Consider the following 25,255-nt stretch of genomic DNA (forward strand, 5'->3'; position numbering starts at 1 on the left):
CGATGCCGGGCATGATGGACACCGTGCTCAACCTGGGCCTCAACGACGCCACCGTCGAAGGGCTGGCCACGGGATCGGGCGATGCCCGCTTCGCCTGGGACAGCTACCGCCGGTTCATCCAGATGTATTCCGACGTGGTGCTGGGCCTCGACCATCACCGGTTCGAGGATGCGCTGGAAATCGCCAAGGAAGACAACGGTTTCTATGCCGATGTCGAGATGGGTGCCGAACATTGGCAGGCTCTCGTCAAGGAATACAAGGCGATCGTCGAGGAAGAACTCGGCCGCCCGTTCCCGCAGGACGTGCACGAACAGCTGTGGGGCGCGGTGGGCGCGGTGTTCGATTCATGGGAATCGGACCGTGCCAAGGTCTATCGCCGCCTGAACGACATTCCGCAGTCGTGGGGCACCGCCGTCAACGTGCAGGCGATGGTCTTCGGCAACATGGGCGATACCTCGGCCACGGGCGTCGCCTTCACCCGCGATCCGGCGACTGGCGAGAAGGCCTACTACGGCGAATGGCTGGTCAACGCGCAGGGTGAGGACGTCGTGGCCGGCATCCGCACGCCGCAGTATCTGACCCAGCGTGCGCGCGAGGCGGCAGGGGCCAAGCCGCTGTCGATGGAAGAGTCGATGCCGCAGGCTTACGGCGAACTCGCCGCTGTCTTTGAACTGCTCGAAAAGCACTACAAGGACATGCAGGACATCGAGTTCACCGTTGAAAAGAACAAGCTGTGGATGCTCCAGACCCGTTCGGGCAAGCGCACCGCCAAGGCCGCGTTGAAGATGGCGGTGGACATGGTGGGCGAGGGGCTGATCGACGAGGCCACCGCGATCCGCCGCATCGATCCCATGGCGCTCGACCAGTTGCTGCACCCCACGCTCGATCCCAAGGCGCCGCGCGACGTGTTGACGCGCGGGTTGCCGGCCAGCCCCGGCGCGGCTTCGGGCGCGGTGGTGTTCGATGCCGATACCGCGCAGACGCTGGCCGAACGCGGCGATGCGGTGATCCTCGTGCGCGTGGAAACCAGCCCCGAGGACATTCACGGCATGCACGCCGCCAAGGGCATCCTCACCGCGCGCGGCGGCATGACCAGCCACGCCGCCGTGGTGGCGCGCGGCATGGGCCGCCCGTGCGTTTCGGGCGCGTCCGCCCTGTCGATCGACATGGCGGCGCGCACCGCGAAGATCGGCAACCGCGATATTCGTGAAGGCGATGTCATCACGCTCGATGGATCGAACGGCGATGTCATGGCGGGCAAGGTGCCCACCGTGGAGCCCGAACTCGTCGGCGATTTCGGCACGCTGATGGCCTGGGCCGACAAGCACCGCCGCATGAAGGTGCGCACCAACGCCGAAACCCCGCTCGATTGCCAGGTCGCGCGGCAGTTCGGCGCGGAAGGCATCGGCCTGTGCCGCACCGAGCACATGTTCTTCGACGCCAGCCGTATCTCGGCCGTGCGCCAGATGATCCTGGCCGAGGACGAAGCCGGCCGCCGCGCCGCGCTGGCCAAGCTGCTGCCCGAACAGCGCGCCGATTTCACCTCGATCTTCGAGGTGATGGCGGGCCTGCCGGTCACCATCCGCCTGCTCGATCCGCCGCTCCATGAATTCCTGCCCCACGGCGATGCGGAATTCGCCGAACTGGCGGAAGTCACCGGCCTGGGCGTCGATCACCTGAAGCGCCGCGCGGGCGAACTGCACGAGTTCAACCCGATGCTCGGCCATCGTGGCTGCCGCCTTGGCATCACCTTCCCCGAAATCTACGAAATGCAGGCCCGCGCCATTTTCGAGGCGGCCTGCGATGTGGCGGCGAAATCGGGCGAGGCGGTCGTGCCCGAAGTGATGATCCCGCTGGTCGCGACCAGGAAGGAACTCGAAATCCTCAAGGCGCTGGTCGATCGCGTGGCGGCGGAGGTCTTCGCCGAAAAGGGCCACACGCTCGATTACCTCGTCGGCACGATGATCGAACTGCCGCGCGCCGCGCTGATGGCGGGCGAGATCGCCGAGGAAGCCAAGTTCTTCTCGTTCGGCACCAACGACCTGACCCAGACCACGCTGGGCGTCAGCCGCGACGACGCCGCGCGCTTCCTCAATCCCTATGTCGATCAGGGCATCTACCCGCGCGATCCGTTCGTCAGCCTCGACATCGAGGGCGTGGGCCAGCTGGTCGAACTGGCGGCGGAACGCGGGCGCAAGACCCGGTCCGACATCAAGCTGGGCATCTGCGGTGAACACGGCGGCGATCCGGCCTCGATCGCGTTCTGCGAAAAGACCGGCCTCGATTACGTGTCCGCCAGCCCCTATCGCGTGCCGATCGCCCGCCTGGCGGCGGCGCAGGCCGCCTTGGGCTGATAAAGGGCGCGCTGGCGGAGGGTTACTTCCGCCAGCCGCTGAGCGTCAGGATTTCGAACGTCTCGGTCACGCGGCCTTCCGCGTCGGCTTGTCCGGCGAAAGCGGCCCGTGCCCTAGCCAGCGCAGCCTTGCCCAGCGCCGGGCCGGAGCGGGCGAGGCAGTTGCCAAGGCCCTGCGCCCGCACGTCGCCCACCAGACGCTCCAGGCTGCCGAAGCGCACCGGTAGCGAGCGGCTGTCGATCACCGGGGCGGCGAAGCCGCAGCGCTGGAGCAGTTGCCCGCCGGCGCGGACGTCCACTTGCGGGTGGATGCGCGGGGCGGGGCGGTCGCCGTCGGCCGCGAGCATGATCGCGCGCAGGGCGGGGAGGCTGCCCGCGCCGCTGAAGCTCATGATCGCAAGGCCATCGGGGGCCAGCGCGCGGCGCAAGTGCAGCAGCGCGCCGGGCAGATCGTTGACGGTATCGAGCGTGCCGAGGCTGGCGATGAGGTCGAAGCCTTCGCCCGCCGGGATCGGGCTTTCCTCGTCGATCGGCGTTTCGCCAGGGCCGGGCACCGGATCGGCGCGGGTGACGGCGCAGCCCTGCGCGGCCAGCGCCGTGGCGAGCGTGCCGGTCCAGTCGCCGATCACCAGCGCCCGGGCCGGAGCGTGGCGCAGGAACGACAGGCGGTCGAGCACGTCCTCCACCATGTCATCCATGATATAGCGCGCCGCGTCGGGGCGCTGCTGCAGCCGGCGCATCCGCGCGCGGAGCGCGGCGCGGCGGGCGGGCGAGAAGATGGTCGGGGGTGACGCGGGCGGGGAGGGAGCGGGGGGAAGCGCGGAAGCCATGCGCGGCTGCCTGCCCGTTCGGGATGCTCTTGCCAAGCCCCCGTTCCGGGCGGACAACACGGTTCATGCTCCGGTCCGCTTCCCTTGCCGCCGTGACGGCCCCGGTGATCGACCTGGTCTTTCCGCCACGCTGCCCGCTGTGCGGCGATCCGCTGGCGCGGCAGGGCGGGTTGTGCGTGGCCTGCTGGGGCAGGCTCGCCATTCCCGGCGATCCCGCCTGCGCGCTCTGCCAGAGGCCGCTAGGCGAGGAGCATGGTGATGACGGGCACCTGATCTGCGCGCCCTGTCTGGCCAGTCCGCCGAAGCATGAGGGGATCACGGCGGCAACGCTTTACAACGATGCCTCGCGCGATCTGGTGCTGGCGTTCAAGCACGGGCGCCGCGTTGGCCTTGCCGGCTTGCTGGTGCAATTGATCGTGCCGCGGCTGCCAGAGCTGGACGGGGAGTGGCTGGTCGTGCCGGTGCCGCTCCACCGCTGGCGTTTGTGGCGGCGCGGGTTCAACCAGTCCGCGCTGCTGGCGGCGCGGATCGCGCGGGTTACGGGGCAGGCGCTGGCCGTCGATGCGCTCGTTCGCGTCAAGCAGACGCCACCGCTGGGGGGATTGAACCGCCGCGCGCGGGCGGTGGCGCTCTCAGGCGCGATTGCTGCGTCGCCGCGCTGGGCAAGCAGGTTGAATGGCGCAAACGTGCTGCTGGTGGACGATGTCATGACGAGTGGCGCGACCACCGACGCCTGCCTGCGCGCGCTGCGCAAAGCCGGGGCGGCCCGGATTCGCATCGCGTGTTTCGCCCGCGTGCTGGATGAGGCGCTGGATGCAGCCGATCGGTCTGGAACATCCCTGGACGGCACGGACACGGGGCCATAAAAGAAACGCCCGGAACCTTGCGATTCCGGGCGTCCTCGTGACGAAATTGCAAGCGTTACAACGACAGCCCCCTGTTGTCGCTCCGCTCTAGGTCCCTCATCATCCGGCCAGATACCGATCCAGCCTCCGCTGTCTCCGGCACCTGAAGCCGCCCCTCTTTTTCCCTGAACTTTGGCGCTTTTGCGCCGCCTTTCGGCGGTCCAGAATGCGGTTCCCTCAAACCGCGCATTCTTCATCCGCGATTGGTCGCCCCGACGAAAGTCCATTGTTGCGTTTGGATGGATTTTGCGACCCATCTGTGGTTATCCTGCAACAAATCCTCATTTGATACGGGTTGCAGAGAAAGGTCCTTACCATTTCACAGGCTGATTCCTCCGAATTGCGCGAACAGGGGCGGGTTTTCATGCCCAGGTTCGATGCCGCCGGGCTGGTGACGGCGGTGGCGGTGGATCATCGTACCGGCGAATTGCTGATGCTGGCACATATGGACGCTGAAGCGATCGCGAAGACGCGGGAGACGGGATTCGCTCATTTCCATTCCCGGTCGCGCGGGCGCCTGTGGATGAAGGGCGAAAGCTCGGGGCATACGCTCAAGGTCGTCGAGATCCGCGTGGATTGCGATCAGGATGCGCTGGAACTGAGAGTCGAGGCGGCGGGGCCGGCCTGCCACACGCTGGCGCGGACCTGTTTCTACCGGCGGATCGATAATAACGGCGAACTTGTGCGGATCGTGGATTGACGCTTACGTAAAGGGTAGGTAGCTCTATGAGCATGCCCGCTCAGTCCGCCGCCGCAAATCGTGACCACACCGGCCATCTCGACCATCCTGACGCGAGCGCACGCGATCAGTATACGATTTCCGATCTCTCCAACGAGTTCGGCGTTACCGCGCGCGCCTTGCGCTTCTATGAGGACGAGGGCCTGATCGCGCCGACGCGGCTGGGCCTGTCGCGCATCTACAGCAAGCGCGACCGGGCGCGGCTGGCATGGATCATGCGCGCCAAGAACGTGGGTTTCAGCCTCGCCGAAATCCGCGACATGATCGATCTTTACGATCTGGGAGACGGGCGTGCCGAACAGCGCCGCGTCACCATCGCCAAGTGCCGCGAACGGATCGACAACTTGCGCCGCCAGCAGGCGGACATCACCGACACCATTGATGAACTGACCAGCTTCGTCGACCTTCTGGTGAAGCGGGAGCGTCTGGAAGGGCGCAATCCCGAAACCGGCGGGTCGCACCACTCCTGAGGACCAAGCAATGCCGATCTACAAGGCTCCAACGCGGGACACGCGTTTCATCGTCAACGAAGTCGTCCGCGTGGCCGACTATGCTCATCTGGCCGGGTTCGAGAACGCCACGCAGGACATGACGGACGCGGTGATCGAGGAAGCGGGGCGCTTCGTTTCCGAAGTGGTCGCGCCGCTCAACCGCGTGGGCGATATCGAGGGCTGCATCCGCCACCCCGACGCTTCGGTGACGACGCCGACCGGGTTCAAGGAAGCCTATCGCCAGTACGTAGAGGGCGGCTGGCCCACGCTCGTCGGGCCGGAGGCGTTCGGCGGACAGGGTTTGCCGCACGTGATCGGCTTCGTCATGGAAGAATACATGTGCAGCGCGAACCACGCCTTCGCGATGTATCCAGGCCTTGCCAATGGCGCGATTTCCGCGATCCTCTCGAAGGGTTCGCCCGAGCAGCAGGCGAAGTATCTGCCCAAGATGGTCTCCGGCGAATGGCTTGGCACGATGAACCTGACCGAGCCGCACTGCGGCACCGATCTGGGCCTGATCCGTACCCGCGCCGAGCCGCAGGCCGATGGTTCCTATGCCATCACCGGCACCAAGATCTTCATTTCGGCGGGTGACCATGACCTGACCGAGAACATCATCCACCTGGTGCTGGCCAAGACGCCGGGCGCGCCGGAATCGAGCAAGGGCATCTCCCTGTTCATCGTGCCCAAGTTCCTGTTGAACGACGACGGCTCGCTGGGCGCGAAGAATGCCGTGTCGGTCGGCTCGATCGAGCACAAGATGGGCATCCACGGCAACGCCACCTGCGTGATGAACTACGAGGACGCGAAGGGCTGGATCGTCGGCGAGGAGAACAAGGGCCTTGCCGCGATGTTCGTGATGATGAACGCGGCCCGTCTGGGCGTGGGCATCCAGGGGCTGGGGCAGGCGGAAGCCGCGTACCAGAACTCGGTGCTCTATGCGCTGGAGCGCCGGCAGGGCCGCGCGCTGACCGGCCCCGCCGAGCCCGACCAGAAGGCCGATCCGCTGTTCGTCCACCCCGATGTGCGCCGGATGCTGATGGATGCCAAGGCCTTCACCGAAGGGATGCGTGCCTTCTCCGGCTGGGGCGGCCTGCTGGTCGACCTGTCGCACAAGGCGGCGACGGCGGAAGAACGGCAGGAGGCCGACGACCTGATCAGCCTGCTGACGCCGGTGATCAAGGGCTACGGCACCGACAGGGGCTACCAGACCGCCACCGACATGCAGCAGATCTGGGGCGGCCACGGCTATATTGCCGAAAGCGGCATGGAGCAGTTCGTGCGCGATGCGCGCATCGCCATGATCTATGAAGGCGCGAACGGCGTGCAGGCGATGGATCTTGTCGGGCGCAAGCTGCCGATGAACGGCGGCCGCGCGGTGCAGGCCTTCTTCAAGCTGGTCGATGACGAATGCGCTTCCGCCGCCGATAGCGGCGATGCGGTAGCGCTGGTGGCGGAACGGCTGGGCAAGGCCAATGGCGAGCTGAAGGCCGCGACCATGTGGTTCCTCCAGCACGGCATGACCGACCGCAACGCGCTGGGCGCGGGCGCCTATGCCTACATGACGCTGATGGGCATCGTTTCGCTGGGCCTGATGTGGCTGAAGATGGCCAAGGTGGCGGCAGCGGCGCTGGCGGCGGGAACGGACGATACGCTGTTCTACGAGGCCAAGCTGGTCACCGCGAAGCATTTCGCGCTGCGCTCTATCCCCCAGGCTGGCGCATTGCGGCGCGAGATCGAGGCGGGTGGCGAAACCGTGATGGCACTGCCGGTGGAAGCCTTCGCCACGGCCTGATGGTGCCCCGCCATCGGCTGGGGCGGAAGGGTTTGAACCGATGCCAAACCTCTTGGGGTTAGTCGGTCGCTGCGTTCGATCCGGCTTGAAATTCGCTGCGATCGAATGCGGTTGCCCGGTTCTCGGTTTGCGGCTCGGCGCATTGCGCGGCTTTCCCAATCCGCCGCCGCCATGCTCATGACCCGCCGACCTGCCCGCACTGCCGTAGAAGATGGAGACGCATGATCCGCCAATATCTGCCAAAGTGGTGCTAGGCTTGCGTCATGCAACGCCGTGCCCAACGCGCGCTTGCATCGGAACGAGGCGGCGGTTCCAATGCCCAACCGGCCTTGGGCGCGCCCGACTTCAGGACCAGCCGACCATTACGGCCTTGGTTTCGGTGAAGGCCTCGACGCCGTCGCGCCCGTTTTCGCGACCGAGGCCGGATTGGCGGAAGCCGCCGAAGGGCAGCGCGAATTCCATGCCGGAACCGTTGATCTTGACCGAGCCGGAGCGCAGCTTCTTCGCCATGGTCTGCGCGGCGGCCAGGTTCTGCGTCCAGACGTAGGCCGAAAGGCCGTAGATGCTGTCGTTGGCCTTGCGAGCGAGGTCGTCGAGGCTGTCCGTATCCGAAAAGCGCATGACCGAGAGCACCGGCCCGAAGATTTCCTCGCGCATGATGCGCATGTCCGGGCGGGCATCGACGAAGACGGTGGGGTTGACGAAGTAGCCCGCGCCGGCTGGCGCATCGCCGCCAAACAAAAGGCTTGCGCCCTCCACCTTGCCGGCTTCGACATAGCCCATGACCCGGCTTTTCTGCCCTGCCGAGATCAGCGGACCAAGATGGACGCCATCCCGCGTGCCGGGGCCGACCACCAGCTTGGCGGCGAAGGCGGCCAGGCCTTCGAGGAACTGGTCATAGACGGCATCGTGCACGAACAGGCGCGATCCGGCTGCGCAGACCTGCCCGCTGTTGCCGAAGATGCCCATGGCGACGCCCGGGATCGCCTTCGCCAGATCGGCGTCGGCAAACACGATGGACGCCGACTTGCCGCCCAGTTCGAGCGAGACGCGCTTCAGCGAACCCGCGCTTTCGCGCAGGATGGACTGGCCGGTGGCCGTCGAGCCGGTGAACGAGATCTTGTCCACGCCCGGATGCGCCACCAGCGCCGCGCCGGCCTGCGCTCCGAGACCGGTGACGACATTGACCGCTCCATCCGGAAAGCCGGCTTCGGCGACGAGTTCGGCCAGGCGCAGGCCCGACATCGGCGCCAGTTCGGCCGGCTTCAGCACCACCGTGCAGCCCGCCGCCAGCGCGGCTGAAACCTTGGTGCAGGTGATCGCGAACGGGGCGTTCCACGGCACGATCAGCGCGGCCACGCCCAGCGGATCGTGCGTGGTGTAGCCGTGCCAGTTGCCGGGGACCGACACGGGCGTGGTCTCTCCGTTCAGGCGGCGCGGCCAGCCGGCGTTATAGCGGATCGAACTGATCGCGGAGCCGACCGCCATCTGCCGCGCGATGGCATAGGGCATGCCATTGTCGAGCGTTTCGATCGCGGCGATCTCGTCCTGATGCTGTTCGACGATATCGGCGAGGCGGAGCAGCAGCCTTTCGCGCTGGGCAGCGGGCATCGCGCTCCATTCCGGGCGTTCGAAGGCGGCGCGCGCGGCGTTCACGGCTGCGTCCACTTCCGCCGCGCCGCCGGACGCGATCTGTCCGATCACCGTTTCGGTCGCGGGATCGATCACGTCGATCGGGGCGGCGTTTCCACGCTGCCAGGCGCCGTTGATGAAGTGCCCGGAAAGCTGCCCGATGCGCGCGGCGGCGCGGTCGAAGACAGGGGAAAGTTCGGTCATTGCACGGACTCCGGCGCGTGATTGCCAAGAATGAGGTCGGCCGCCTTTTCGCCGATCATCACGGCGGCGGCATTGGTGTTCGCCCCGACCAGCAGCGGCATGATCGAGGCATCGACCACGCGCAGACCCTCGACGCCGTGGACGCGCAGTTGCGGATCGACCACCGCGTCCGGTCCGGTGCCCATGGTGCAACTGCCGACGGGATGGTGGACGACGCCGGCCAGATCGGCCTTCATCGCATCGAGCTGGGTATCGTCCTGCACATGCGCGCCGGGCAGGATTTCCCGCAGCACGTAATCGGCGATCGGACCGCCCGAGAATATCCTGCGCGAGATCGCGAGGCCCTTCTTCAGTGTCGCCCAGTCGTTGGGGTGTTCCAGCAGGTTGAGCTGGATGCGCGGGGCGGATAGCGGGTTGCGATCGCGCAGCGTAACCGAACCACGGCTTTCGGGGCGCAGCAGGCAGATCGAGTTGTAGAAGCAATCCTGTTTCGGCTTGGCGAAGCCGGGAAACCAGATGTTCGCATCGACCCTGACCGGGCTGGACATGATCTGGAGATCGGGCCGGTCGAGATCGGGTTCCGACCGGGCGAGAATACAGCCGGCGGCGATCTGGTTGGCGAAGCGGCCCGTGCCGGTGAAATACCAGCGCAGGAACGAAACGGTCGCGCGGTCGAAGCGCAGTTCGCGCGCGAAACTGTGGGGCGGAGCCGCGTCGTACTGGTGGGCAAGGCGGACGTGCTCCTGCAGGTTCTGCCCGACGCCAGGCAGCTCGTGGACCGGAGAGATGCCGTGGCTGGCTAGCTCTCCGCCCGGCCCGATGCCCGACAGCATGAGGATCTGTGGCGAGCCGTATGCACCGGCGCAGAGCAGCACTTCGCGTTCCACAGTCGCCTGCTGGCGCACTCCATGGCGTTCGAACTCCACGCCGGTGGCGCGCTTGCCGTTGAACAGGATGCGGTGAACATGCGCGCGCGTCATCACCTTGAGGTTGCGGCGCGAACGGATGGGCTTGAGGTACGCCGCCGCCGATCCGCAGCGTTCGCCGTTGCGTAGCGCGATCTGCACGTCGGCGCAGCCTTCGTTGCTCTCGCCGTCATAGTCCGGGTTGTAGGGATAGCCGCAGAGTGCTGCCGAGGCGCGCAGTTCGTCCGCCATCAGGCGCGAGGTATCGACCGGCTGGACCGAGATCGGCCCGCCGCGCCCGCGCCAGCGGTTGCCGCCGGTCCAGTGGTCTTCCGAGCGCTTGAAATAGGGTAGCACGCTGGCATAGTCCCAGCCGGTGCACCCCGCCGCCGCCCAATCGTCGAAATCGCGCGGATGCCCCCGGAAATGGACCATGCCATTGATCGACGACGATCCGCCGAGCATCCGCCCGCGCGGCAAGGGAAAGCTCTTGCCGCCCACATGGGTTTCGGGTTCGGAGGCGAATTGCCAGGCAAGGTCGGAACTGCGCAACGCCTGGAGGAAACCCAGCGGCATCCGCACATAGGGATGGTTCGCCTCGCCGCCCGCCTCGAGCAGCAGCACGCGCACGGCGGGATCGGCGCTAAGCCGGTTGGCGAGTACCGAACCGGCCGAACCGGCACCGATCACGATGAAATCGAATTCCAGGGTGTCCACGGCCACAAGCCTTTTTGTTGAAAATGCGAAACCGGTCAGGCCAGCCAGAGAAAGCTGGTCGCCCGCGTGTTTTCGCGCCACGGCGCCGGACCCAGTAAAGCGTCCAGCGTGCGGGTGGTGCGCTTGCCGCCGTCCAGGGTGGTTTCCATCTGCGCCATGCCGTTGAGGGAAACGGCATGGCGCACGGGGCGCGATGTTCCGCGCAGGACATCGCGCGCCAGCACGAAATCGGAATATCCGGTCAGCCCCACGATCATGCCATTGGCGGACAGCCAGCGGCCATGCGGGGCAAGCAGCAGCGCCACGACTTCGCCCTGCGGATCAGCCAGCGTGTGTCCGCCCGCGCGGGCCCGCGCGATCAGGCGAGGGGCTTCCGGCAGTCTGCCATCGACGATGAAGCGCGGATCGCCGGAGAGATCGAGTGCGGACGCCAGGCCGGGCAGGCCCGCAAGGCCGGCCGCCCCCAGCGTCACGCCGCCTTTCAGGATATCGCGACGAAGCGGCATCACGATTTCTTCCGCGCGAGATAGGCGGCGATCTTGTCGAGTTCCGCGTCGGTCACTTCGACCCGCGAGAAGGCCGGCATGTTCATCAGCCCGTTGCGGACCACGGCCTTAACGTAGTCGGCGTCAAGGTCGGTGCGGTGGATCAGCTCGGCCTTTTCCTTGCCCAGCCGACGGCCCAGCATCATCGCGCCGGTGCTTTTGCCGACATGGCAGAAAGCGCATTCCTGTCCGAACAGGCGTTCGCCCTCGTCCTTCGATCCCGACCCGAACAGCGCGGCGGCGATCGGGGACGCGGGCTTCGGCGCGGGCGGAGGAGGGACATCTCCCGCCGTGCCGCACGATGCCGCCAGCAGCGCGGAGAGCCCGGCCAGCGGCAGGAGCGATCGCGAAAGTTTCATGGGCGTTCTCCCTCTGCTCAGCGGCGGGTGCCGATGCCGTTGCGGCCGGGCGCGATGATGTTGTTGGGATCGAGCGCGGCCTTGACCTTGTCGTTGAGCCTGCGCAGCGCGCCGCCCCCGAAATTGTAGGTTTCCGCCACAGCATCCATGTAGGAGATATGGCCGCGATATTCGGCGAAGCCCTGGCTCGCGGCTTCGGCAAGCAGGTGGCGATAGAGCTTGTCAGCGCGGGCGACCATCTCCGGCTCATCGCGGTTGTAGAGAATCAGGCTGACGTTGTTGATGTGCCGCCGGCCGATGGTGAAGCTGGCGTAATAGTCCTGGCCGATTTCCTCGTAATAGGCCTTGATCTTCTTGGCGTAATTGAAGGCGAGCGTGCCGTCTTGCGGCAGCACCGGCGCGAAGCTGAGGTGGCCGCCGCGTCCGCCGTACCAGTTGACGCATTGAAGCCCCATCGTGGTGGGAACGCCCTGGGCAGACTTCTCCTCGGGATCGCCCTTCTTCCACAGCTCGAATTCCAGCGGACGGCCCAGCTTCGGCTCGAACAGCTTGCGGATCAGGTCCACTTGCGCCGTCACCGTGCCTTCGTGGCCGAACAGGCTGATCTTGGCGTTCCACCAGCCGAGTCCGAGCTTCTTCATCATGGTCTCGCTGACCGAATCCGGCAGCGCCCCGGGGCCTTCGTACCAGTCCGCCCGTTGCGACATGGTGGAGGCCGCGCGCACCGGCGATCCGAACACGATATTGTGCTGGATCACGTCACGCCGGCGCAGGTCGCACAGGATGTCGATGGCCCACGCGGCATCGTCGAAATTGGGCAGGGCCAGTTCGATCTTGGCGGTCATTTCCGGTTCCGGCTGGAGCCAGACGCCGGCCTTGGTGACTACGCCTAGGTTCGACTGCATGAACATCTGGTCCCAACCGGGGCCATATCCGTACTTGTAGGCTTGCCACCCGGCGGAACCCTGCATCGCGCCCATACCGGTGCGGACGACCGAGCCATCGGGAAGCACCACTTCCATGCCGCAGATCTGTTCGCAGTGATCGCCATAGGGCGTGTAACCGATGCCCCGGTCGAGCGCGTTGCCGATGACGCTGCCCCAGGAGTTGCCGGGAACGGACATCCACAACGGATGGTTGTTTTCCTTGAGGTGGCGGAACAGGTCGAAATAGCCGACGCCCGGTTCCAGCAGGCAATAGGCCTGCTTGTCGTTGACCTCGAGTACCCGGTTCATGCGGCTGAGATCGAGGATGACATCGCCCTTTTCCGCCGGCGAGGCCGCGCCATAGCCCAGGTTCTTGCCCCGCCCGACGGGCCAGAGCGCGACCTTGGTTTCGTTGGCCACGCGCACGATCGCCTGCACTTCCTCGACCGAGGCCGGCGCCACGATCGCGGAGCAATCGTGATCCATGCCGTCGCCCATGGCATAGGGATCGATATAGGACGCGCGGTCCTCTTCGCTGTCGAGCACCCACTGGTTGCCGACGGCGGCGCGAAATCCGGCGAGGGCTTTCTGGAAACCGGTGCTGCCTACGCCCTTGGGGAGCAAGGAGGCCATATCCACTCCTGATGATTTGCTTGCACGCGGCGGAGGCAGGCTCCAGTGCGTGAGGAATATTCTGTCTGACGGATCGATATTCTATAAAAATGCGTATGGCAGTCGCCGGGGCCTGTCAACGGTCATGGCGGTGCCAAGGGCAGGAAGGCGGGCTGTCAGGCGGTCCATCCGGCCGTTCCCTTCTGCATGAACCGTATGCCGAGCACGCTGATGAACAGGCGCAAGGCCGTGCGGAAAACATGATCCGGAATGATCGGCGTAGCGCGCTTGCCGAGGTAGGTGCCGGCCAGGCCCGTGACCGTCGCAACGAGGATTTCTGGCACGTATTGCCGGTAGTCGAAGCCCGCTGCGGAATAGCCCGCCGTCCGCAGCACCTCGAGCACGATGATGCAGGTGGCGAAGGTGCCGACGATCGCGGTGCGGGTCAGCTTCGTGCGCAGCAGCGCGGGCTGGAGGATCGCGCCGAGGCCGAACAGCGTTCCCACCACGGCATGCAGGACGCCGACCGAGAAGAACGACTTGCCGGGCGAGATGCGCAGCCGGAGCGGCGGCAGCCATGCCAGCACCAGCAGCAGGACGCCCAGCAATATTGCCAGCAGGTTTTCCGGCGCGCGGCTGAACAGCCACATGCCGCCCGCCACGCCGGCCAGCGAACCGGCGGTGAAGGAGCGCACGATCGCCCAGTCGATATCGGCCCAGAAGGCATGGGTACGCGAGAACAGCGAACCGAACGACAGCACCGATTGCAGCGCGATCGCGCTCGGCAGCGGCAGAATCCACGTCGTCGCGCTGAACAGGATGTAGCCGCCGCCGACCGAAAAGCAGGCGCTGAGAAAGGAGGCCGCGAAGCTTGCCCCGGCAAGCAGCAGCAACCGCGTTGGTTCCTGCACCTAGCGCTCCGTATAGCCGGCCCAGTAGCGGGGTTTGAAGCTGAGGGCGATGAAGGCTGCGGCGAAGGCGATGCACGTCACCACGACGAACGGCAGGGTGAAGCCGCCGGTCAGGTCGACGCCGAAGCCAATCGCCGCAATACCCGCCGAAGCGCCGAGGTGGAACGCGGCGCTGAGCAGCGAGATGACCTGCGGCAGCGATCGCACGCCGTACATGTGCCGTGCGAGGACGGGGGCCTGCACGATCACGCCGCCGTGCGACACGCCGCGCACGATCGTGAACATCAGGAACGTGGCGAGGCCGGCCAGCGGGAAGGTGAGCAGCGCTGCAACGCCGCACAGCGCCCAGCACAGCGCCACGCCGCGCGTGGAAAGGCGATCGAACACCCAGCCGAACAGGATCTTGCCGAGGCCCGAGATCACGATGACGATGGTGAAACCCAGCGCCGCGACATAAGCGCCAAGGCTGGTGTGGCGTTCGATGAACAGCGGGATGTATTCGTTGATGCCGTTGCTGATCACGCCCGACATCGCCGCGGCGACGATCAGCAGGATGAACTGGCGGCTGCGCAGGAACGAGGAAAACTCCGGCCCCGGATCGGGGGCCTGCCCCGCAACTCCGGGCTTGCCGGGAGCAGCCTTGCCAGGGTCCAGTTCGTCGGCGGTGTAGCCGTAAGCTTCGGGCGTCTCATGGACGAGGAAGTTGACCGCGAGCGACAGTACCACCAGCACGATAAGGCCCGCCATTCCGGCGGTGGCATGCCACCCAAGCTGGCGCAGGCCCAGGGTCGTCGCCATCGGAACGACGGTACCAGCAACGGCGCCGCCCAGCATGGCAATCCCGGTGATCCGGCCAAGGCTCGCCGAATACCAGCGTGCGAGCGTGACCTGGATGGCAATCAGGGCCAGGATCGAGGCGAAGCCGGAGACGGCGGCAAGCGCATAGTAAACCGGCAGGTTGCGGACGAAAAAGAGCAGCGTTGTGGCGATGCCGATCGTGACGACCGAGGGCATGAATACGCGCTTGAGGCCGAAGCGCACGAACATGCCGCCCGCGAACAGCCCGCCCACCGCCGACACGGCGGACTTGATCGCCATGAAGCTGGTGGTCTGCGCGACGCTCCAGCCCATGTCTTTGGCGATCGTGTTGTACATGATCGGCATCATCATCGAGACGCCGGCCAGCGCGATGCCCCAGATCAGGAAACCGGCCACGATATTCATGCGCGCATAGCGCCGGACCTGCGCGATCGCGATCCGCTCCCCACCCGTCATCATTGTCTCCTCGTCACCGTGTGACGCCCTGGTGGCGCGCCGGTCGTGATGTCTCCGACGATCCGTCGTGCAGATCGTTCTTTCATGCAGAACATCGTTCTTTTATTTTTAGTGCGCAGGCGAGTCAATCCGACTGGAGGCAAAAGGCTCCGGCACAGGGGCCGGAGTTCCGCCGACAGGGGACATGGCCGGTCAGCCATCGCGTGATGACTGGCCGGCGGGCCAGATGCCGTGGTTGCCGGGCGAAAGGATACCTGCCGGATCGAACGCCTGCTTCAGCCGCGCGTAGGTCTTGCCGAGCGCGTGATCGTTGAAATCGAACTTTGCGGCGACGTGGTCGACCAGCGAAACGTGCGCGCGATAACCGGTGCAGCCCCACTCGGCGGCGCGATCATACATTTCGCGCACCGCGTTGCGGGTGGTTTCCACCTGTTCGGCATCCGCGGTGTCAAACAGGATCATGCTGGCGCTGACCATGCTGCGGCCGGTCAGCAGCAGGCCGAACGGGCCGACCAGTCCGTACCGGTCCAGCGTTTCGCGCACCAGCGCTTCGGCTTTCAGCGCCGCTTCACCGGTAAAGGGCAGGACCGGCGAGAAATCCATGTGGCCGATGCGCGGGCCGAAAATGCCGTGCAGGCGTTCGAGCAGGACTTGATTGGGAATGCCCGCCGAAATCAGGTCCCGCGGTTCCACCTCGTCCGGGCCGGCCTCGCCGGAATAAGCGCGCAGTTCCAGCACCGCGCCGGGCAGGGTGGCGCAGGCTTCTTCCAGAAGGGCGCGCCGCGCTTCGACCATGCGGGCGGGGCCATAGAGGCCGATGCGCGCGTTCCAGCGGCCCGGGCGCAGTACCTGCCGCAGGTTGCGCATGGTGAAAGCGCCGTTGCCGGCTTCCTCGTTTTCGGTATCGGCGGGCGTGCCGACGATCATGGGCACGCCTTGCAGCACACCTTCGTGCATCAGTCGGCGCAGCATGTCGATCATCGGCACGATATCGCGGTCACCCTCGCAGCGGATGGTGCCGGTGACGATCGTTTCCGGGCGCGGCATCAGCCACAGGCCGGCCTTGGTGACCACGCCGAAGTTCGATTGCTTGAACAGTTCATCGAGCGAAGGACCGAAGCCGCGTGGATGGCACGACCACACCGGGCTGTTGCTGATCGCGCCTTGACCGGTGCGCAGCAGCGTGCCGTCGGCCAGCACAGCCTCCAACCCGCACAGCGCCGAGGCATGATCGCCGTGGACGTTGTAGCCGTAGCCGTGTTCGAGCGCATTGCCGATGATGCTGCCCCATCCGAGATCGGGAACCGACATCATCAGCGGGGCGTCCTGCGCGCGCAGTTCCTCGTAAAGCCGGTGAAAGGTAACGCCTGGTTCGATCAGCGCGAAGCCCTGCTTCGCATCGATGTCGAGGATGCGGTTCATCCGGCGAAGGTTGAGCACGATGCCGCCGCTGACGGCAGGCGCCGATCCGCCGTAGCCGAAGTTGCGGCCCATCGACGATGTCCAAAGGTGGACGCCCAGTTCGGCGGCGATCCGCACGGCCGCCTGCACCTGTTCCACCGTTTTCGGCTGGATGACGAAAGAGGGCTGGTGTGCCGTCGCCGCGGGGCCTTCGAACGGATCGCGGAATTCGGCGAGATTGCGACCTTCGCGATGGACCGCATCGGTTCCCAGCAGTTGCGTGAAGCGGTCGGCCGCGCGTTCGATCAGCGCGGGGGAGGGCGTGACGGCAGGAACGGCTTGCATGGGCATGGATCGCATCTCCCGGGGTTTTACGGCCGGGACCGGTTTCGCCGGAGCCGGGCGCAGACGCATTCTGTTATGAAAAATAACATTCTATTTTTACCTCTCGCCGCCTGCATTGGTCAATGCCAAAGTTCTGATTGACAGAATGACGTTTCATTTGCATCTAGCCAGTTGATTCGTGAATACATGTGTTTTCGATTGGGGAGAAGAGGCTATGGCAGTCCGGACTGGCGACCAGTACAAGGCAGGCTTGAATGACGGCCGGGTGGTTTGGCTCGGCGAAGGCAAGGTCAGCGTCGCGGAAGACCCGTTGCTGGCGGGCTCGCTGAACGGCATGGCCGGCTATTTCGATTGGCAGAACGAATACGCTGACGAATGCCTCATCGACGATCCGGAACGCCCCGGCGAGAAGATGAACGTCAGCCTGATGCTGCCCAAGTCGAAGGAAGACCTGATGGTGCGCCATCGTGGTCTGGAGCGACTGGCGCGCTATTCCAACGGCATGCTCGGTCGCACGCCCGACTATGTGAACGTCGTGCTGGCGGGTCACACCGCGCGCGCGGACATATGGGCGAAGGGCAAGCCCGAGGGGTATGAGCGGCTGAAGAACTTCCATCGCGAAGTCATCGACGGCGATCTTTCGATGACGCACACCATCGTTCACGCGAATATCGACAAGGGCGCGCCGCCGCTGGCGGGGATGAACTCTGACCTGACGCTGCGCGTAGTCGGCCGCAATGAAAACGGCGTGATCGTGCGGGGCGGCAAGGTGCTGGCGACGCTCGGCCCGATTGCCGACGAGCTTTACGTCTATTCCTCGGCCCCGATCCCTTCGGGCGCGGAACAGTATGCGCTGATCTTCTCGATCCCGGTCAGCACCAAGGGCGTGATCCAGATATGCCGCGATCACTATGGCGTCGATCGCAGCGTGGCCGACGCCCCGTTCTCATCGCGCTTCGACGAGCAGGATTCGTTCGTGATCTTCGACGATGTGGAAGTGCCCTACGAGCGGCTGTTCTGCGATGGCGACCTCACGGTCTACAACACGCTGAACCAGGGCGTCTCGCCGGGCAACACGCTGCAGCAGACGGCCATCCGCGCGATGGTGAAGCTTGAATTTGCCTATGACCTGTGCAGCAGCATCGCCAAAGTCACCAACAGTCTGCATGCGCCCGACGTGGCGGTGCAGTTGGGCGAGATCTATTCATACCTGTCGATGACCCGCTCGATCATCCATGCCGCCGAAGAACGGGCCCACGACTGGGGCGCAGGCGCGTTCTTCCCGCACCGCGACCTGTCGGTGCTGCGCTGCGTAATGCCAGGCTGGATGACGCGCGTGAACCAGATCATTCGCGCGATCGGTTCGCACAACCTGCTGTGCACGCCTTCGCTGGCGCTGTTCGATAATCCCGAGATCGGCGACTTGCTACGCAAGTATCTGCCCGGCTCCAACGGCATCGCCGCCGAGGAGCGCGCACGGATCATGCGAATGGCCTGGGATTTCGCCGGTTCGGCGCTGGGCAGCCGTATCGAACTGTACGAAATGTTCTACCTGACCAGCCAGACGCGCGCGCGCATTGGCGACCACATGATCGCGCAGCGCGACTACGAATGGAACCAGGTGCAGGAGTTCATGCAGAAGTCCGGCATCCTGCCGGGCTGATCGGAGCATCTCCGTCATGCCATCGGAAGCGGCCGCCGGGCAACGGGCGGCCGCTTCCTGTTTTGGGGAACGCACCATGACTGTCACGACATCGCACGCCGACGTCTCGGCGCAACCGCCGCTCGACGCCTTGTTCAAGGGCGCGATGCGGCGCCTGGCCAGCGGGGTGGCGCTGGTCACCACGGCGGATGCGGCCGGAACGCCCTATGGCATCGCCATGACCGCGTTCATGTCGCTCAGCATGGAGCCGCCGTCGATGCTGCTGGCGATCAATACCGGCGCGTCGCTGTGCGCGCCGCTGCTGGCGCAGGGGGCGTTCGCCGTCAACATTCTGGCATGGGAGCAGCGCGAAGGCTGCCAGACGTTCGTCTCGACGCCGGCCGACCAGCGTTTCGCGACGATGCCCTGGCGGATGGAGCGGGGTGTGCCGGTTGTGTCGGCCTCCGTCGCCACTATCATCTGCGCCGTCGATCAGGCAGAGGCCTTCGGCAGCCATACCATCGTGAAAGGCCTGGTGGAGCGCGTGATGCTGGGGGATGATACCGTGCCGCTGACATATCTGGACGGGCGCTATGGCCGGGTTGGCTTCGATGTCTGAAGAGCCGCTCCGCGCCATCGAGTCCGCAACGGACGAGGCCCCGCGCGAAAGCTCCAGCCGCCAGCGTTTTCTCGAAGCGGCCGATGACCAGTTCATCGCCAATGGCTATGACCGCTGCACGATCCGCGCGATCGCCGCGCAGGCGGGGACCAGCCTCGCATCGCTGAGCCGGAACTGGAGCGGCAAGCGCCATTTGTTCGAGGAAGTGTTCAAGCGGCACTTCGACCCCATCCACGCCGCGCAGAACGCCGGCTTCGACGCCATCGAGGCGAGCGGGGACATCACCGTCCGCGCGATCGTCGCCGCATTCTTCGGCGCCGCGCTGGCGCGGGAAGAGGCGGCCTTGCGCAAGAGCCATCGCGTCTATTGCATGGCGCTGCTCGATCCGTCTGACGAGGCGCGTGGCATCACGCGCCCGTTGGCCGCACCGGTCCGCGCGCGCCTGATCGCCCTGCTACGCCGCGCGCTGCCGCAACTGGACGAAAAGCGCTTTTTCCTGGCGATGAACGTGGTGCTGGGCGCCTATATGTATCCGCAGGCGCATGGCGAGCGGCTCGCGGGAATCATGGGGTTCGATCTCGCATCGATCGACTGGAGCGAGGCGGCGGACATTCTGGCGGACATGATCGGCCACGGATTGGCCGCAAAGCCCTGACTGCAGCAGACTGGAGAATCGAAAAGAAGAAGGCCCGGGAAGCGAACTTCCCGGGCCTTTCTGTTTCCGGCGGAGCGTGGTCAGGCTGCTTCGCTGAGGGTGTGGATCTGCGCCGCATCCGCCCAGTTGCCGTGCAGGCCGAAGCGCAGGCGCACGGGAATGTTGATCGTGGCGATCGGGCCCTTGGCGATTTCGGTGGCGTCGAAGATCAGCAGGTCGCTGCTGCGGGTTTCGAGGCGATTGCACACCATCACGATCCACCCGTCGCCTTCCGCCGCGTCGGGCGAACGGGGCACGAAGCACGGTTCCTGGATGCTGGAGACGGGGCCGGCCCACCACTTCTGTTCCTGGCCAGTCTCGAGGTCGACGAAGCCTAGTGTGTTCATCACCCAGCCGCCGGCACTGCCGCCCTTCAGCTCGACCGGCTGGCTGGGATCGATCACGACCATCCAGCCATACCGGTTCTTCTGGCCGGTGAAGCGATCGTCGATCTTGGGGAATTCGCCGATCATATCGGACAGGCGGACGGCCTTGAACTCTTCCTCGTTCTGGCTGAGATCAACCGTCCAGCGCGTCAGGAACGTGCTGCCGGCGACGGGATCGAACGGCGCGTCGTCGATGTCGGGGAAGAACGGCATCATGTTGTTGGCGGCTACGGGCAGGTCGAGGTGCAGCCTGGTGCCCTCCTGGAACGCGTTCATGACGTGCGCAGTGAAGCAGTTTCCGCCCTTGAACCAGCGGATATCGGCGGCGGTGGTGCCGGGCTTGCGCGGCATCACGGCAAGGTAGCTCGGCAGAGAGGTGTCGAAGCCGAAATGCGGCTTGCCGGCTTTCAGGCGATCCCAGTTGCTGGTCATGCCCATGACCGAGAACAGCGCGTAGTCCGGCGTGATCGCGAAATCGTGCATCATGCAGTAGTAGGGTGTTTCGAACCACACATCGTAGAGCAGCTCGCCTTGGGGGCTGATCTCGTAGTAGGCCATGTCGCGGGTGAGGATGCCCTTTGAGGCATAGCCGAAGCCGCAGAGATTGCCGGTGGCGGGGTCGGTCTTGGGATGCGCGGTGAAGGTCTCGCCCTTCATCTTGCCATCGAAATCGGTGTAGCCGGCGGTTTCGAGCGTGACGGCGTCCATCACCAGGGCCGGGGAATCTTCCTTCAGCGCATAGAGCCGGCCACCGTGAATATAGGCATTGGTGTTCGCCGTGCCGCGGATTTTGCCCTTCACCGCTTCGTCGTCGGTCAGCGGGTTGCGATAGGCGCCGAACACCGCGCGCCCGGCTTCGTTTTCAAGCTTCCACTTGTCGGTCTTGGCCCAGCGCTGGGTGAAATCCACCCGGCCGTCCTTGAACCGGAACATGGAGATCATGCCGTCGCCGTTGAACGCGATGTCGTCACCCAGCTTGGGCGGGAACTGATGTTCCGGCTGCACGCGATAGAACGCGCCGTCCATTTCCGCGGGGATCGTGCCGACCACGTTGAGGTCATGCACATTCGCCTCGACGCGGGAAGGCGTGTTGAAACCGGTGAACGCGGGAACGTCAGGAAAAGTCGTCATTCATCATCTCCCAGAGGCCGCGTGGCGCCGTTGGTGCGAATCTGGGCCTCCGCGCCTGATCCACGCAGCAATAAAACAGAACGATGTTCTATGTGATGGATCGACCTTTGTCCAGTGACTGTGAAGCCGCAAAAACGGCATCTCTGAATCGTTCAATATCAATTGGATGAACGGGATCGAGAGACGGTGGCCGCCTGTGCCGGCCCTATGCGTTGACAAGCACCGCAATTCTGGATTAAAAGAACGTCGTTCTGTCTGGAAGAACCTCTGAATCGGAGGGCTTGCCGGACTTGTTCCGATAACTGACGATCAGGGGAGGACATCGATGCGTCGACGCGATTGCTTCACGAAATTCATGCTGAGCGCTGCAGCCTGTGCGCTGCTGCCGACGGCTGCCATGGCGGAAACGGCGACCGCGGAATCAGGGGCCGAAGCGGGGGGCGCCGAAGATCAGGCAGCGGCACCGTCCGACGGCGAAATCGTCGTTACCGCGCAGTTCCGTCAGGAAAGCGCGCAGAAGGCCGCCGTTTCGATCGACGTGCTTTCGGCCGAGACGCTGGCGCGTGCCGGTGTGGCGCAGGCCACCGATCTCGCGCGGCTTTCGCCCGGCGTGCAGATTACGCAAGGCGGTAGTTCGCTGCAGATATACATCCGCGGCGCCGGCGATTTCTCGACGACCGCCTACAGCAACTCGGCCGTTGCGCAGAACTATGACGGCGTGTTCGCCGCGCGCAGCCAGTACGTGGCCGGCGTGTTCTACGATCTGGAGCGCGTCGAAGTGCTCAAGGGTCCGCAGGGTACGCTCTATGGCCGCAACGCCACCGGCGGCGCGCTGAATATCCTTCCTGTGCAGCCCAAGCTGGGCGTGTTTGAAGGATACATGTCGGCCGGGTTCCAGAACTACAACGGCTTCTCGGCCGAAGGTGCGCTGAACATCCCACTGGGCGACAAGGTCGCCATCCGCGCGGCGTTCCAGGGTGTTTCGCGCAACGGTTACATCAGCGACGGCACCGACGACGACAAGCATCATTCGTTCCGCTTGCAACTGAAGGCGGAGCCGACCGAGGATCTGACCCTTCGCCTCGGCTTCAACTACCAGCACCTCGGCGGGCGTGGTCCCGGCAAGGTGGTCTATGAGCCGACCGCGCCGACCGCGCCGGGCCTGACCAACAGCCAGCCGATCATCCCCGCCGATCGCTGGACATCGATCAATGGCACGCTGAACAGCCTGATCTCGAAGGTCGTCGCGCCTCCGGGCATCTATCCGCTCGATACCAGCAAGACCTACCAGAACATCGATATCTGGGGCATCAACGGTCATCTGGAATGGAACCTTGGCCCGGCCACGCTGACCGTCATCCCGGCCTACCAGCACGTCAAGCTGGATTCGCTGGTGATGCCGGCGCTCTATTTCAGCACCACCAACTACTTCACCGGCGCGCCTTCCACGTCTGATGCGGAAACGGTTGAAGTCCGTCTCGGCAACGCGAACGAGAAGCTCAAATGGGTGCTGGGCGGCTATTTCTTCAACGAGGATCAGGACAGCTTCAACGCCGTCCGCCTTGGCCGCGCGTCCGACACGGCTTTCGTGGCCACGCTCAACACTCGCGCCTACGCCGCCTTTGCCGAGGCGACCTATTCGCTGACCGACCGTTTCCGCCTGACCGGCGGCATCCGTTACACCGACGAAACCAAGAGCGTCGATGGCTATCGCTATGCCATCGCGGGCAGCCTGGCCTGCCCGAATGGCGGCACGGCGATCGGCGGCAGCTGTGAACTGAAGACGGCGGCGGGCACCAACGTGCGTGGCACCTATTCGGCGCATCGGGTCAATTACAAGGCTGGCTTTGAATTCGATGCCGGGCCGCAGAGCATGATCTACGGCAGCGTGGTCACCGGCTTCAAGTCGGGCGGCCAGTCGAACGCCGACATCGATCCCTACAAGCCCGAGGACGTGACGGCCTATACGATCGGCGCGAAGAACCGCTTCTTCGGCCGGCTGCTGCAGCTCAACCTCGAACTGTTCTGGATGGACTACAAGAACCGCCAGGAAAACTTCTCGCAGCTCGATCGCGGCGGCGCGCAGGTTTCCTCGCTGTTCAACGCGGGCAAGGCCGTGGCCAAGGGCGTCAGCGCCGACGTGACGCTGCGTCCGACCGCCAACGACAGCCTGCGGGTGGGCATCGAGTACACCGAGAGCAAGTACAAGGAATTCAGCTACCGGAACTACAGGGCGGGCAATCCGTCGGCCTCGACGGCGTGCGATGTCACGGCGATCACCGGCGGCAACGCCCAGATCGGCTTCTGGAACATCAACTGCAACGGCTTCCAGTTGCCGCGCACGCCGAAGTGGTCGGGCACGGTGGGTTATACCCACACCTTCGATCTCGCCAACGGCGCGAAGATCGAGTTCGCGCCTGACATGACGTTTGCCTCGTCGCGCTGGTTGAGTGCCGAATTCGTCGAGAACGCGCGCGCGCCGGCCTATGCGCTGGTCAACGCCAGCCTCACATACCGTTCGCCCGAGGACAAGTACTCGGTCCAGCTGTTCGTGCGGAACATCGGCGACAAGGCGGTGTATACCGGCACGCAGCAGTATCCGTTCATCGCCAACTACAACGGCCAGGACATCGCGCCGCCCCGCACGTGGGGCGCCCGTTTCCGCGCCCGTTTCTGATGGGGCAGGCCGGGGGGCGATGAGGCCGCCGCCCCGGTGCGGGGTTCCGGCAACGGGCGCGGAAGGCAGATGTCGTCCGCGCCCGTCGTGTGTCCGCGCCTCGGGAAATTCCGCGGCACGATGCGGGACGGCGAGCCGGATGAGCGGGAACGGCGGGACGCTTCCGATTCCGAAAAAATGCGGTCTCAGCACGCGAATACAATTGATTTCACATCTGCCTATGTTAATAAAAGAACGATGTTCTGTTAAATAGAACGGAGAAGAGATTATGCGGCTCGCGAGATTTGATGGTGGCAGGATCGGGGTGTGCCTTGGCGACGAGATCGTCGATGTCACCGATGTCTGCGGCATCGATCCTGCGGAATGGCCGGCGGTCGGTCCGCTGCGGCTGATCCGCGATTTCGAGGCGCTGCGCCCCAAGATCGAGGCGGCGCTCGCCGCCGCTGCGCGCAAGCCGCTGGCCGATGTCCGGCTGGAAACGCCGGTGCCGTGGCCGAACAAGGTCATCGCCTATCCGGTGAACTATCACGCGCATGGGCGCGAAATGCAGGCGCGGTACCGTGCGACCAACCAGGGCTTCTTCCTGAAGCCGTGCTCGTCGCTTTCGGGGCCGTCCGATCCGGTGGTGCTGCCGCGGGTGCCGGGGCGTGAAGTACACCACGAAAGCGAACTGGGCATCATCATCGGCAAGGAAGTGCGCGGCCTTCCGCGCGAGAACTGGCGCGAGGCGGTGTTCGGCTACACCTGCCTGCTCGACATGGTGGTGCGCGGGCGCGAGGAGCGCGTGTTCCGCAAGGCATACGACAGCTTCTGCCCGATCGGGCCTTGGGTGGTGACCGCCGACGAAGTGCCCGATCCGGCATCGCTCGACATGAAGCTGTGGGTCAATGGCGACCTGCGCCAGTCCGCCAATACGCGCGATCTGGTGCTCGATATTCCGGGCATGATCGAAACCGCCTCGGCGGTGATGACGCTCTATCCCGGTGACGTGATCGCGACCGGTACGCCTGAAGGCGTCGGTCCCGTGGTGGACGGGGATCGCATACGCATCGTGATCGACCGGATCGGCGAAATGAACGTGGACGTGGTGCAGGGCGATCTCGGCATGACCGAAGTCTTCGCGCAGCCCTACGTGCCGCCGATCATCAAGCAGGCCTGACC

At 65.2% G+C, this 25,255-nt stretch carries 20 protein-coding genes; 10 read left to right on the forward strand and 10 right to left on the reverse strand.

Features of this window, described 5'->3' with window-relative positions:
- Positions 1 to 2,354, forward strand: a 2,354-nt coding sequence (ppdK, locus tag B3547_RS13095) for a pyruvate, phosphate dikinase (RefSeq protein WP_292963830.1), incomplete at its 5' end; no start/stop codon positions are given.
- A gap of 22 nt (positions 2,355 to 2,376) precedes the next feature.
- On the opposite strand, the gene B3547_RS13100 is transcribed toward ppdK, so the two are convergent.
- Entirely contained in the window at positions 2,377 to 3,183 is an 807-nt protein-coding gene (locus B3547_RS13100; protein ID WP_292963832.1) for a methyltransferase domain-containing protein, read from the reverse strand.
- A 65-nt stretch (positions 3,184 to 3,248) separates the two neighbouring features.
- On the opposite strand from B3547_RS13100, the gene B3547_RS13105 reads away from it, so the two are divergent.
- The 4 genes from B3547_RS13105 (at position 3,249) to B3547_RS13120 (ending at position 7,113) form a co-directional block, all read left to right on the forward strand.
- The gene (locus B3547_RS13105) at positions 3,249 to 4,049 is read left to right on the forward strand and encodes a ComF family protein (RefSeq protein ID WP_292963834.1); all 801 of its coding nucleotides are present in this window, start codon (positions 3,249 to 3,251) and stop codon (positions 4,047 to 4,049) included.
- Between the two features lie 403 nt (positions 4,050 to 4,452).
- Positions 4,453 to 4,788, forward strand: coding sequence for a phosphoribosyl-AMP cyclohydrolase (hisI, locus tag B3547_RS13110; protein WP_124809606.1), 336 nt, complete (start codon positions 4,453 to 4,455; stop codon positions 4,786 to 4,788).
- 26 nt (positions 4,789 to 4,814) lie between these two features.
- Positions 4,815 to 5,297: a MerR family transcriptional regulator gene (locus B3547_RS13115; RefSeq protein WP_292963838.1), complete on the forward strand. Its 483-nt coding sequence runs from the start codon at positions 4,815 to 4,817 to the stop codon at positions 5,295 to 5,297.
- A gap of 10 nt (positions 5,298 to 5,307) precedes the next feature.
- Positions 5,308 to 7,113: an acyl-CoA dehydrogenase C-terminal domain-containing protein gene (locus tag B3547_RS13120; RefSeq protein ID WP_292963840.1), complete on the forward strand. Its 1,806-nt coding sequence runs from the start codon at positions 5,308 to 5,310 to the stop codon at positions 7,111 to 7,113.
- 345 nt (positions 7,114 to 7,458) lie between these two features.
- Here B3547_RS13120 and B3547_RS13125 read toward each other — a convergent pair whose 3' ends face one another.
- The 8 genes from B3547_RS13125 to B3547_RS13160 form a co-directional block, all read right to left on the reverse strand.
- A complete protein-coding gene (locus B3547_RS13125) occupies positions 7,459 to 8,949 on the reverse strand; it encodes an aldehyde dehydrogenase family protein (protein ID WP_292963842.1) in 1,491 nt (496 codons plus the stop codon).
- Positions 8,946 to 10,577, reverse strand: a complete 1,632-nt coding sequence (locus B3547_RS13130) for a GMC family oxidoreductase (RefSeq protein WP_233497784.1) — start codon at positions 10,575 to 10,577, stop codon at positions 8,946 to 8,948. Before B3547_RS13130 ends, B3547_RS13125 begins: the two co-directional genes overlap by 4 nt.
- Positions 10,578 to 10,606: 29 nt before the next feature.
- Positions 10,607 to 11,080, reverse strand: coding sequence for a hypothetical protein (locus B3547_RS13135; protein ID WP_292963844.1), 474 nt, complete (start codon positions 11,078 to 11,080; stop codon positions 10,607 to 10,609).
- Entirely contained in the window at positions 11,077 to 11,475 is a 399-nt protein-coding gene (locus B3547_RS13140) for a c-type cytochrome (protein WP_292963846.1), read from the reverse strand. The genes B3547_RS13135 and B3547_RS13140 overlap by 4 nt, the downstream gene beginning before the upstream one ends.
- Positions 11,476 to 11,492: 17 nt before the next feature.
- Positions 11,493 to 13,034: an FAD-binding oxidoreductase gene (locus tag B3547_RS13145; protein WP_292963848.1), complete on the reverse strand. Its 1,542-nt coding sequence runs from the start codon at positions 13,032 to 13,034 to the stop codon at positions 11,493 to 11,495.
- A gap of 155 nt (positions 13,035 to 13,189) precedes the next feature.
- Positions 13,190 to 13,924: a sulfite exporter TauE/SafE family protein gene (locus tag B3547_RS13150; protein WP_292963850.1), complete on the reverse strand. Its 735-nt coding sequence runs from the start codon at positions 13,922 to 13,924 to the stop codon at positions 13,190 to 13,192.
- A complete protein-coding gene (locus B3547_RS13155) occupies positions 13,925 to 15,202 on the reverse strand; it encodes an MFS transporter (RefSeq protein ID WP_125956164.1) in 1,278 nt (425 codons plus the stop codon).
- Between the two features lie 189 nt (positions 15,203 to 15,391).
- Entirely contained in the window at positions 15,392 to 16,951 is a 1,560-nt protein-coding gene (locus tag B3547_RS13160) for an FAD-binding oxidoreductase (protein WP_292963853.1), read from the reverse strand.
- A gap of 208 nt (positions 16,952 to 17,159) precedes the next feature.
- Here B3547_RS13160 and B3547_RS13165 point away from each other — a divergent pair, with 208 nt between their 5' ends.
- The 3 genes from B3547_RS13165 (at position 17,160) to B3547_RS13175 (ending at position 19,861) form a co-directional block, all read left to right on the forward strand.
- A complete protein-coding gene (locus tag B3547_RS13165) occupies positions 17,160 to 18,608 on the forward strand; it encodes a 4-hydroxyphenylacetate 3-hydroxylase N-terminal domain-containing protein (protein ID WP_124809615.1) in 1,449 nt (482 codons plus the stop codon).
- A 76-nt stretch (positions 18,609 to 18,684) separates the two neighbouring features.
- Positions 18,685 to 19,206 carry a flavin reductase family protein gene (locus B3547_RS13170; protein WP_190287252.1) on the forward strand — a complete coding sequence of 174 codons (522 nt, stop codon included), beginning with the start codon at positions 18,685 to 18,687 and terminating at the stop codon, positions 19,204 to 19,206.
- Positions 19,199 to 19,861: a TetR/AcrR family transcriptional regulator gene (locus B3547_RS13175; protein ID WP_292963857.1), complete on the forward strand. Its 663-nt coding sequence runs from the start codon at positions 19,199 to 19,201 to the stop codon at positions 19,859 to 19,861. The genes B3547_RS13170 and B3547_RS13175 overlap by 8 nt, the downstream gene beginning before the upstream one ends.
- Before the next feature lie 80 nt (positions 19,862 to 19,941).
- On the opposite strand, the gene B3547_RS13180 is transcribed toward B3547_RS13175, so the two are convergent.
- Positions 19,942 to 21,417, reverse strand: coding sequence for a carotenoid oxygenase family protein (locus tag B3547_RS13180; protein ID WP_125956155.1), 1,476 nt, complete (start codon positions 21,415 to 21,417; stop codon positions 19,942 to 19,944).
- Positions 21,418 to 21,772: 355 nt separating this feature from the next.
- Between B3547_RS13180 and B3547_RS13185 the strand changes: the two genes are divergently transcribed.
- Positions 21,773 to 24,094, forward strand: a complete 2,322-nt coding sequence (locus B3547_RS13185) for a TonB-dependent receptor (protein WP_292963859.1) — start codon at positions 21,773 to 21,775, stop codon at positions 24,092 to 24,094.
- A 268-nt stretch (positions 24,095 to 24,362) separates the two neighbouring features.
- Complete coding sequence (locus B3547_RS13190; RefSeq protein WP_292963861.1) at positions 24,363 to 25,253, forward strand: fumarylacetoacetate hydrolase family protein; 891 nt, start codon at positions 24,363 to 24,365, stop codon at positions 25,251 to 25,253.
- Positions 25,254 to 25,255 lie beyond the last annotated feature (2 nt).

Source organism: Novosphingobium sp. UBA1939 (assembly GCF_002336885.1).
In the GTDB taxonomy this organism is placed as follows: domain Bacteria; phylum Pseudomonadota; class Alphaproteobacteria; order Sphingomonadales; family Sphingomonadaceae; genus Novosphingobium.

What these genes read in the sequence shown, in the direction of transcription:
- B3547_RS13190 (WP_292963861.1), top strand. Translation starts at nt 24,363, where the DNA reads ATGCGGCTCGCGAGATTTGATGGTGGCAGGATCGGGGTGTGCCTTGGC.
- B3547_RS13170 (WP_190287252.1), top strand. Translation starts at nt 18,685, where the DNA reads ATGACTGTCACGACATCGCACGCCGACGTCTCGGCGCAACCGCCGCTC.
- B3547_RS13160 (WP_292963853.1), bottom strand. Translation starts at nt 16,951, where the DNA reads ATGCCCATGCAAGCCGTTCCTGCCGTCACGCCCTCCCCCGCGCTGATC.
- B3547_RS13165 (WP_124809615.1), top strand. Translation starts at nt 17,160, where the DNA reads ATGGCAGTCCGGACTGGCGACCAGTACAAGGCAGGCTTGAATGACGGC.
- B3547_RS13180 (WP_125956155.1), bottom strand. Translation starts at nt 21,417, where the DNA reads ATGACGACTTTTCCTGACGTTCCCGCGTTCACCGGTTTCAACACGCCT.
- B3547_RS13100 (WP_292963832.1), bottom strand. Translation starts at nt 3,183, where the DNA reads ATGGCTTCCGCGCTTCCCCCCGCTCCCTCCCCGCCCGCGTCACCCCCG.
- B3547_RS13185 (WP_292963859.1), top strand. Translation starts at nt 21,773, where the DNA reads ATGCTGAGCGCTGCAGCCTGTGCGCTGCTGCCGACGGCTGCCATGGCG.
- B3547_RS13120 (WP_292963840.1), top strand. Translation starts at nt 5,308, where the DNA reads ATGCCGATCTACAAGGCTCCAACGCGGGACACGCGTTTCATCGTCAAC.
- B3547_RS13115 (WP_292963838.1), top strand. Translation starts at nt 4,815, where the DNA reads ATGAGCATGCCCGCTCAGTCCGCCGCCGCAAATCGTGACCACACCGGC.
- B3547_RS13145 (WP_292963848.1), bottom strand. Translation starts at nt 13,034, where the DNA reads ATGGCCTCCTTGCTCCCCAAGGGCGTAGGCAGCACCGGTTTCCAGAAA.
- B3547_RS13125 (WP_292963842.1), bottom strand. Translation starts at nt 8,949, where the DNA reads ATGACCGAACTTTCCCCTGTCTTCGACCGCGCCGCCGCGCGCATCGGG.
- hisI (WP_124809606.1), top strand. Translation starts at nt 4,453, where the DNA reads ATGCCCAGGTTCGATGCCGCCGGGCTGGTGACGGCGGTGGCGGTGGAT.
- B3547_RS13175 (WP_292963857.1), top strand. Translation starts at nt 19,199, where the DNA reads ATGTCTGAAGAGCCGCTCCGCGCCATCGAGTCCGCAACGGACGAGGCC.
- B3547_RS13140 (WP_292963846.1), bottom strand. Translation starts at nt 11,475, where the DNA reads ATGAAACTTTCGCGATCGCTCCTGCCGCTGGCCGGGCTCTCCGCGCTG.
- B3547_RS13155 (WP_125956164.1), bottom strand. Translation starts at nt 15,202, where the DNA reads ATGATGACGGGTGGGGAGCGGATCGCGATCGCGCAGGTCCGGCGCTAT.
- B3547_RS13105 (WP_292963834.1), top strand. Translation starts at nt 3,249, where the DNA reads ATGCTCCGGTCCGCTTCCCTTGCCGCCGTGACGGCCCCGGTGATCGAC.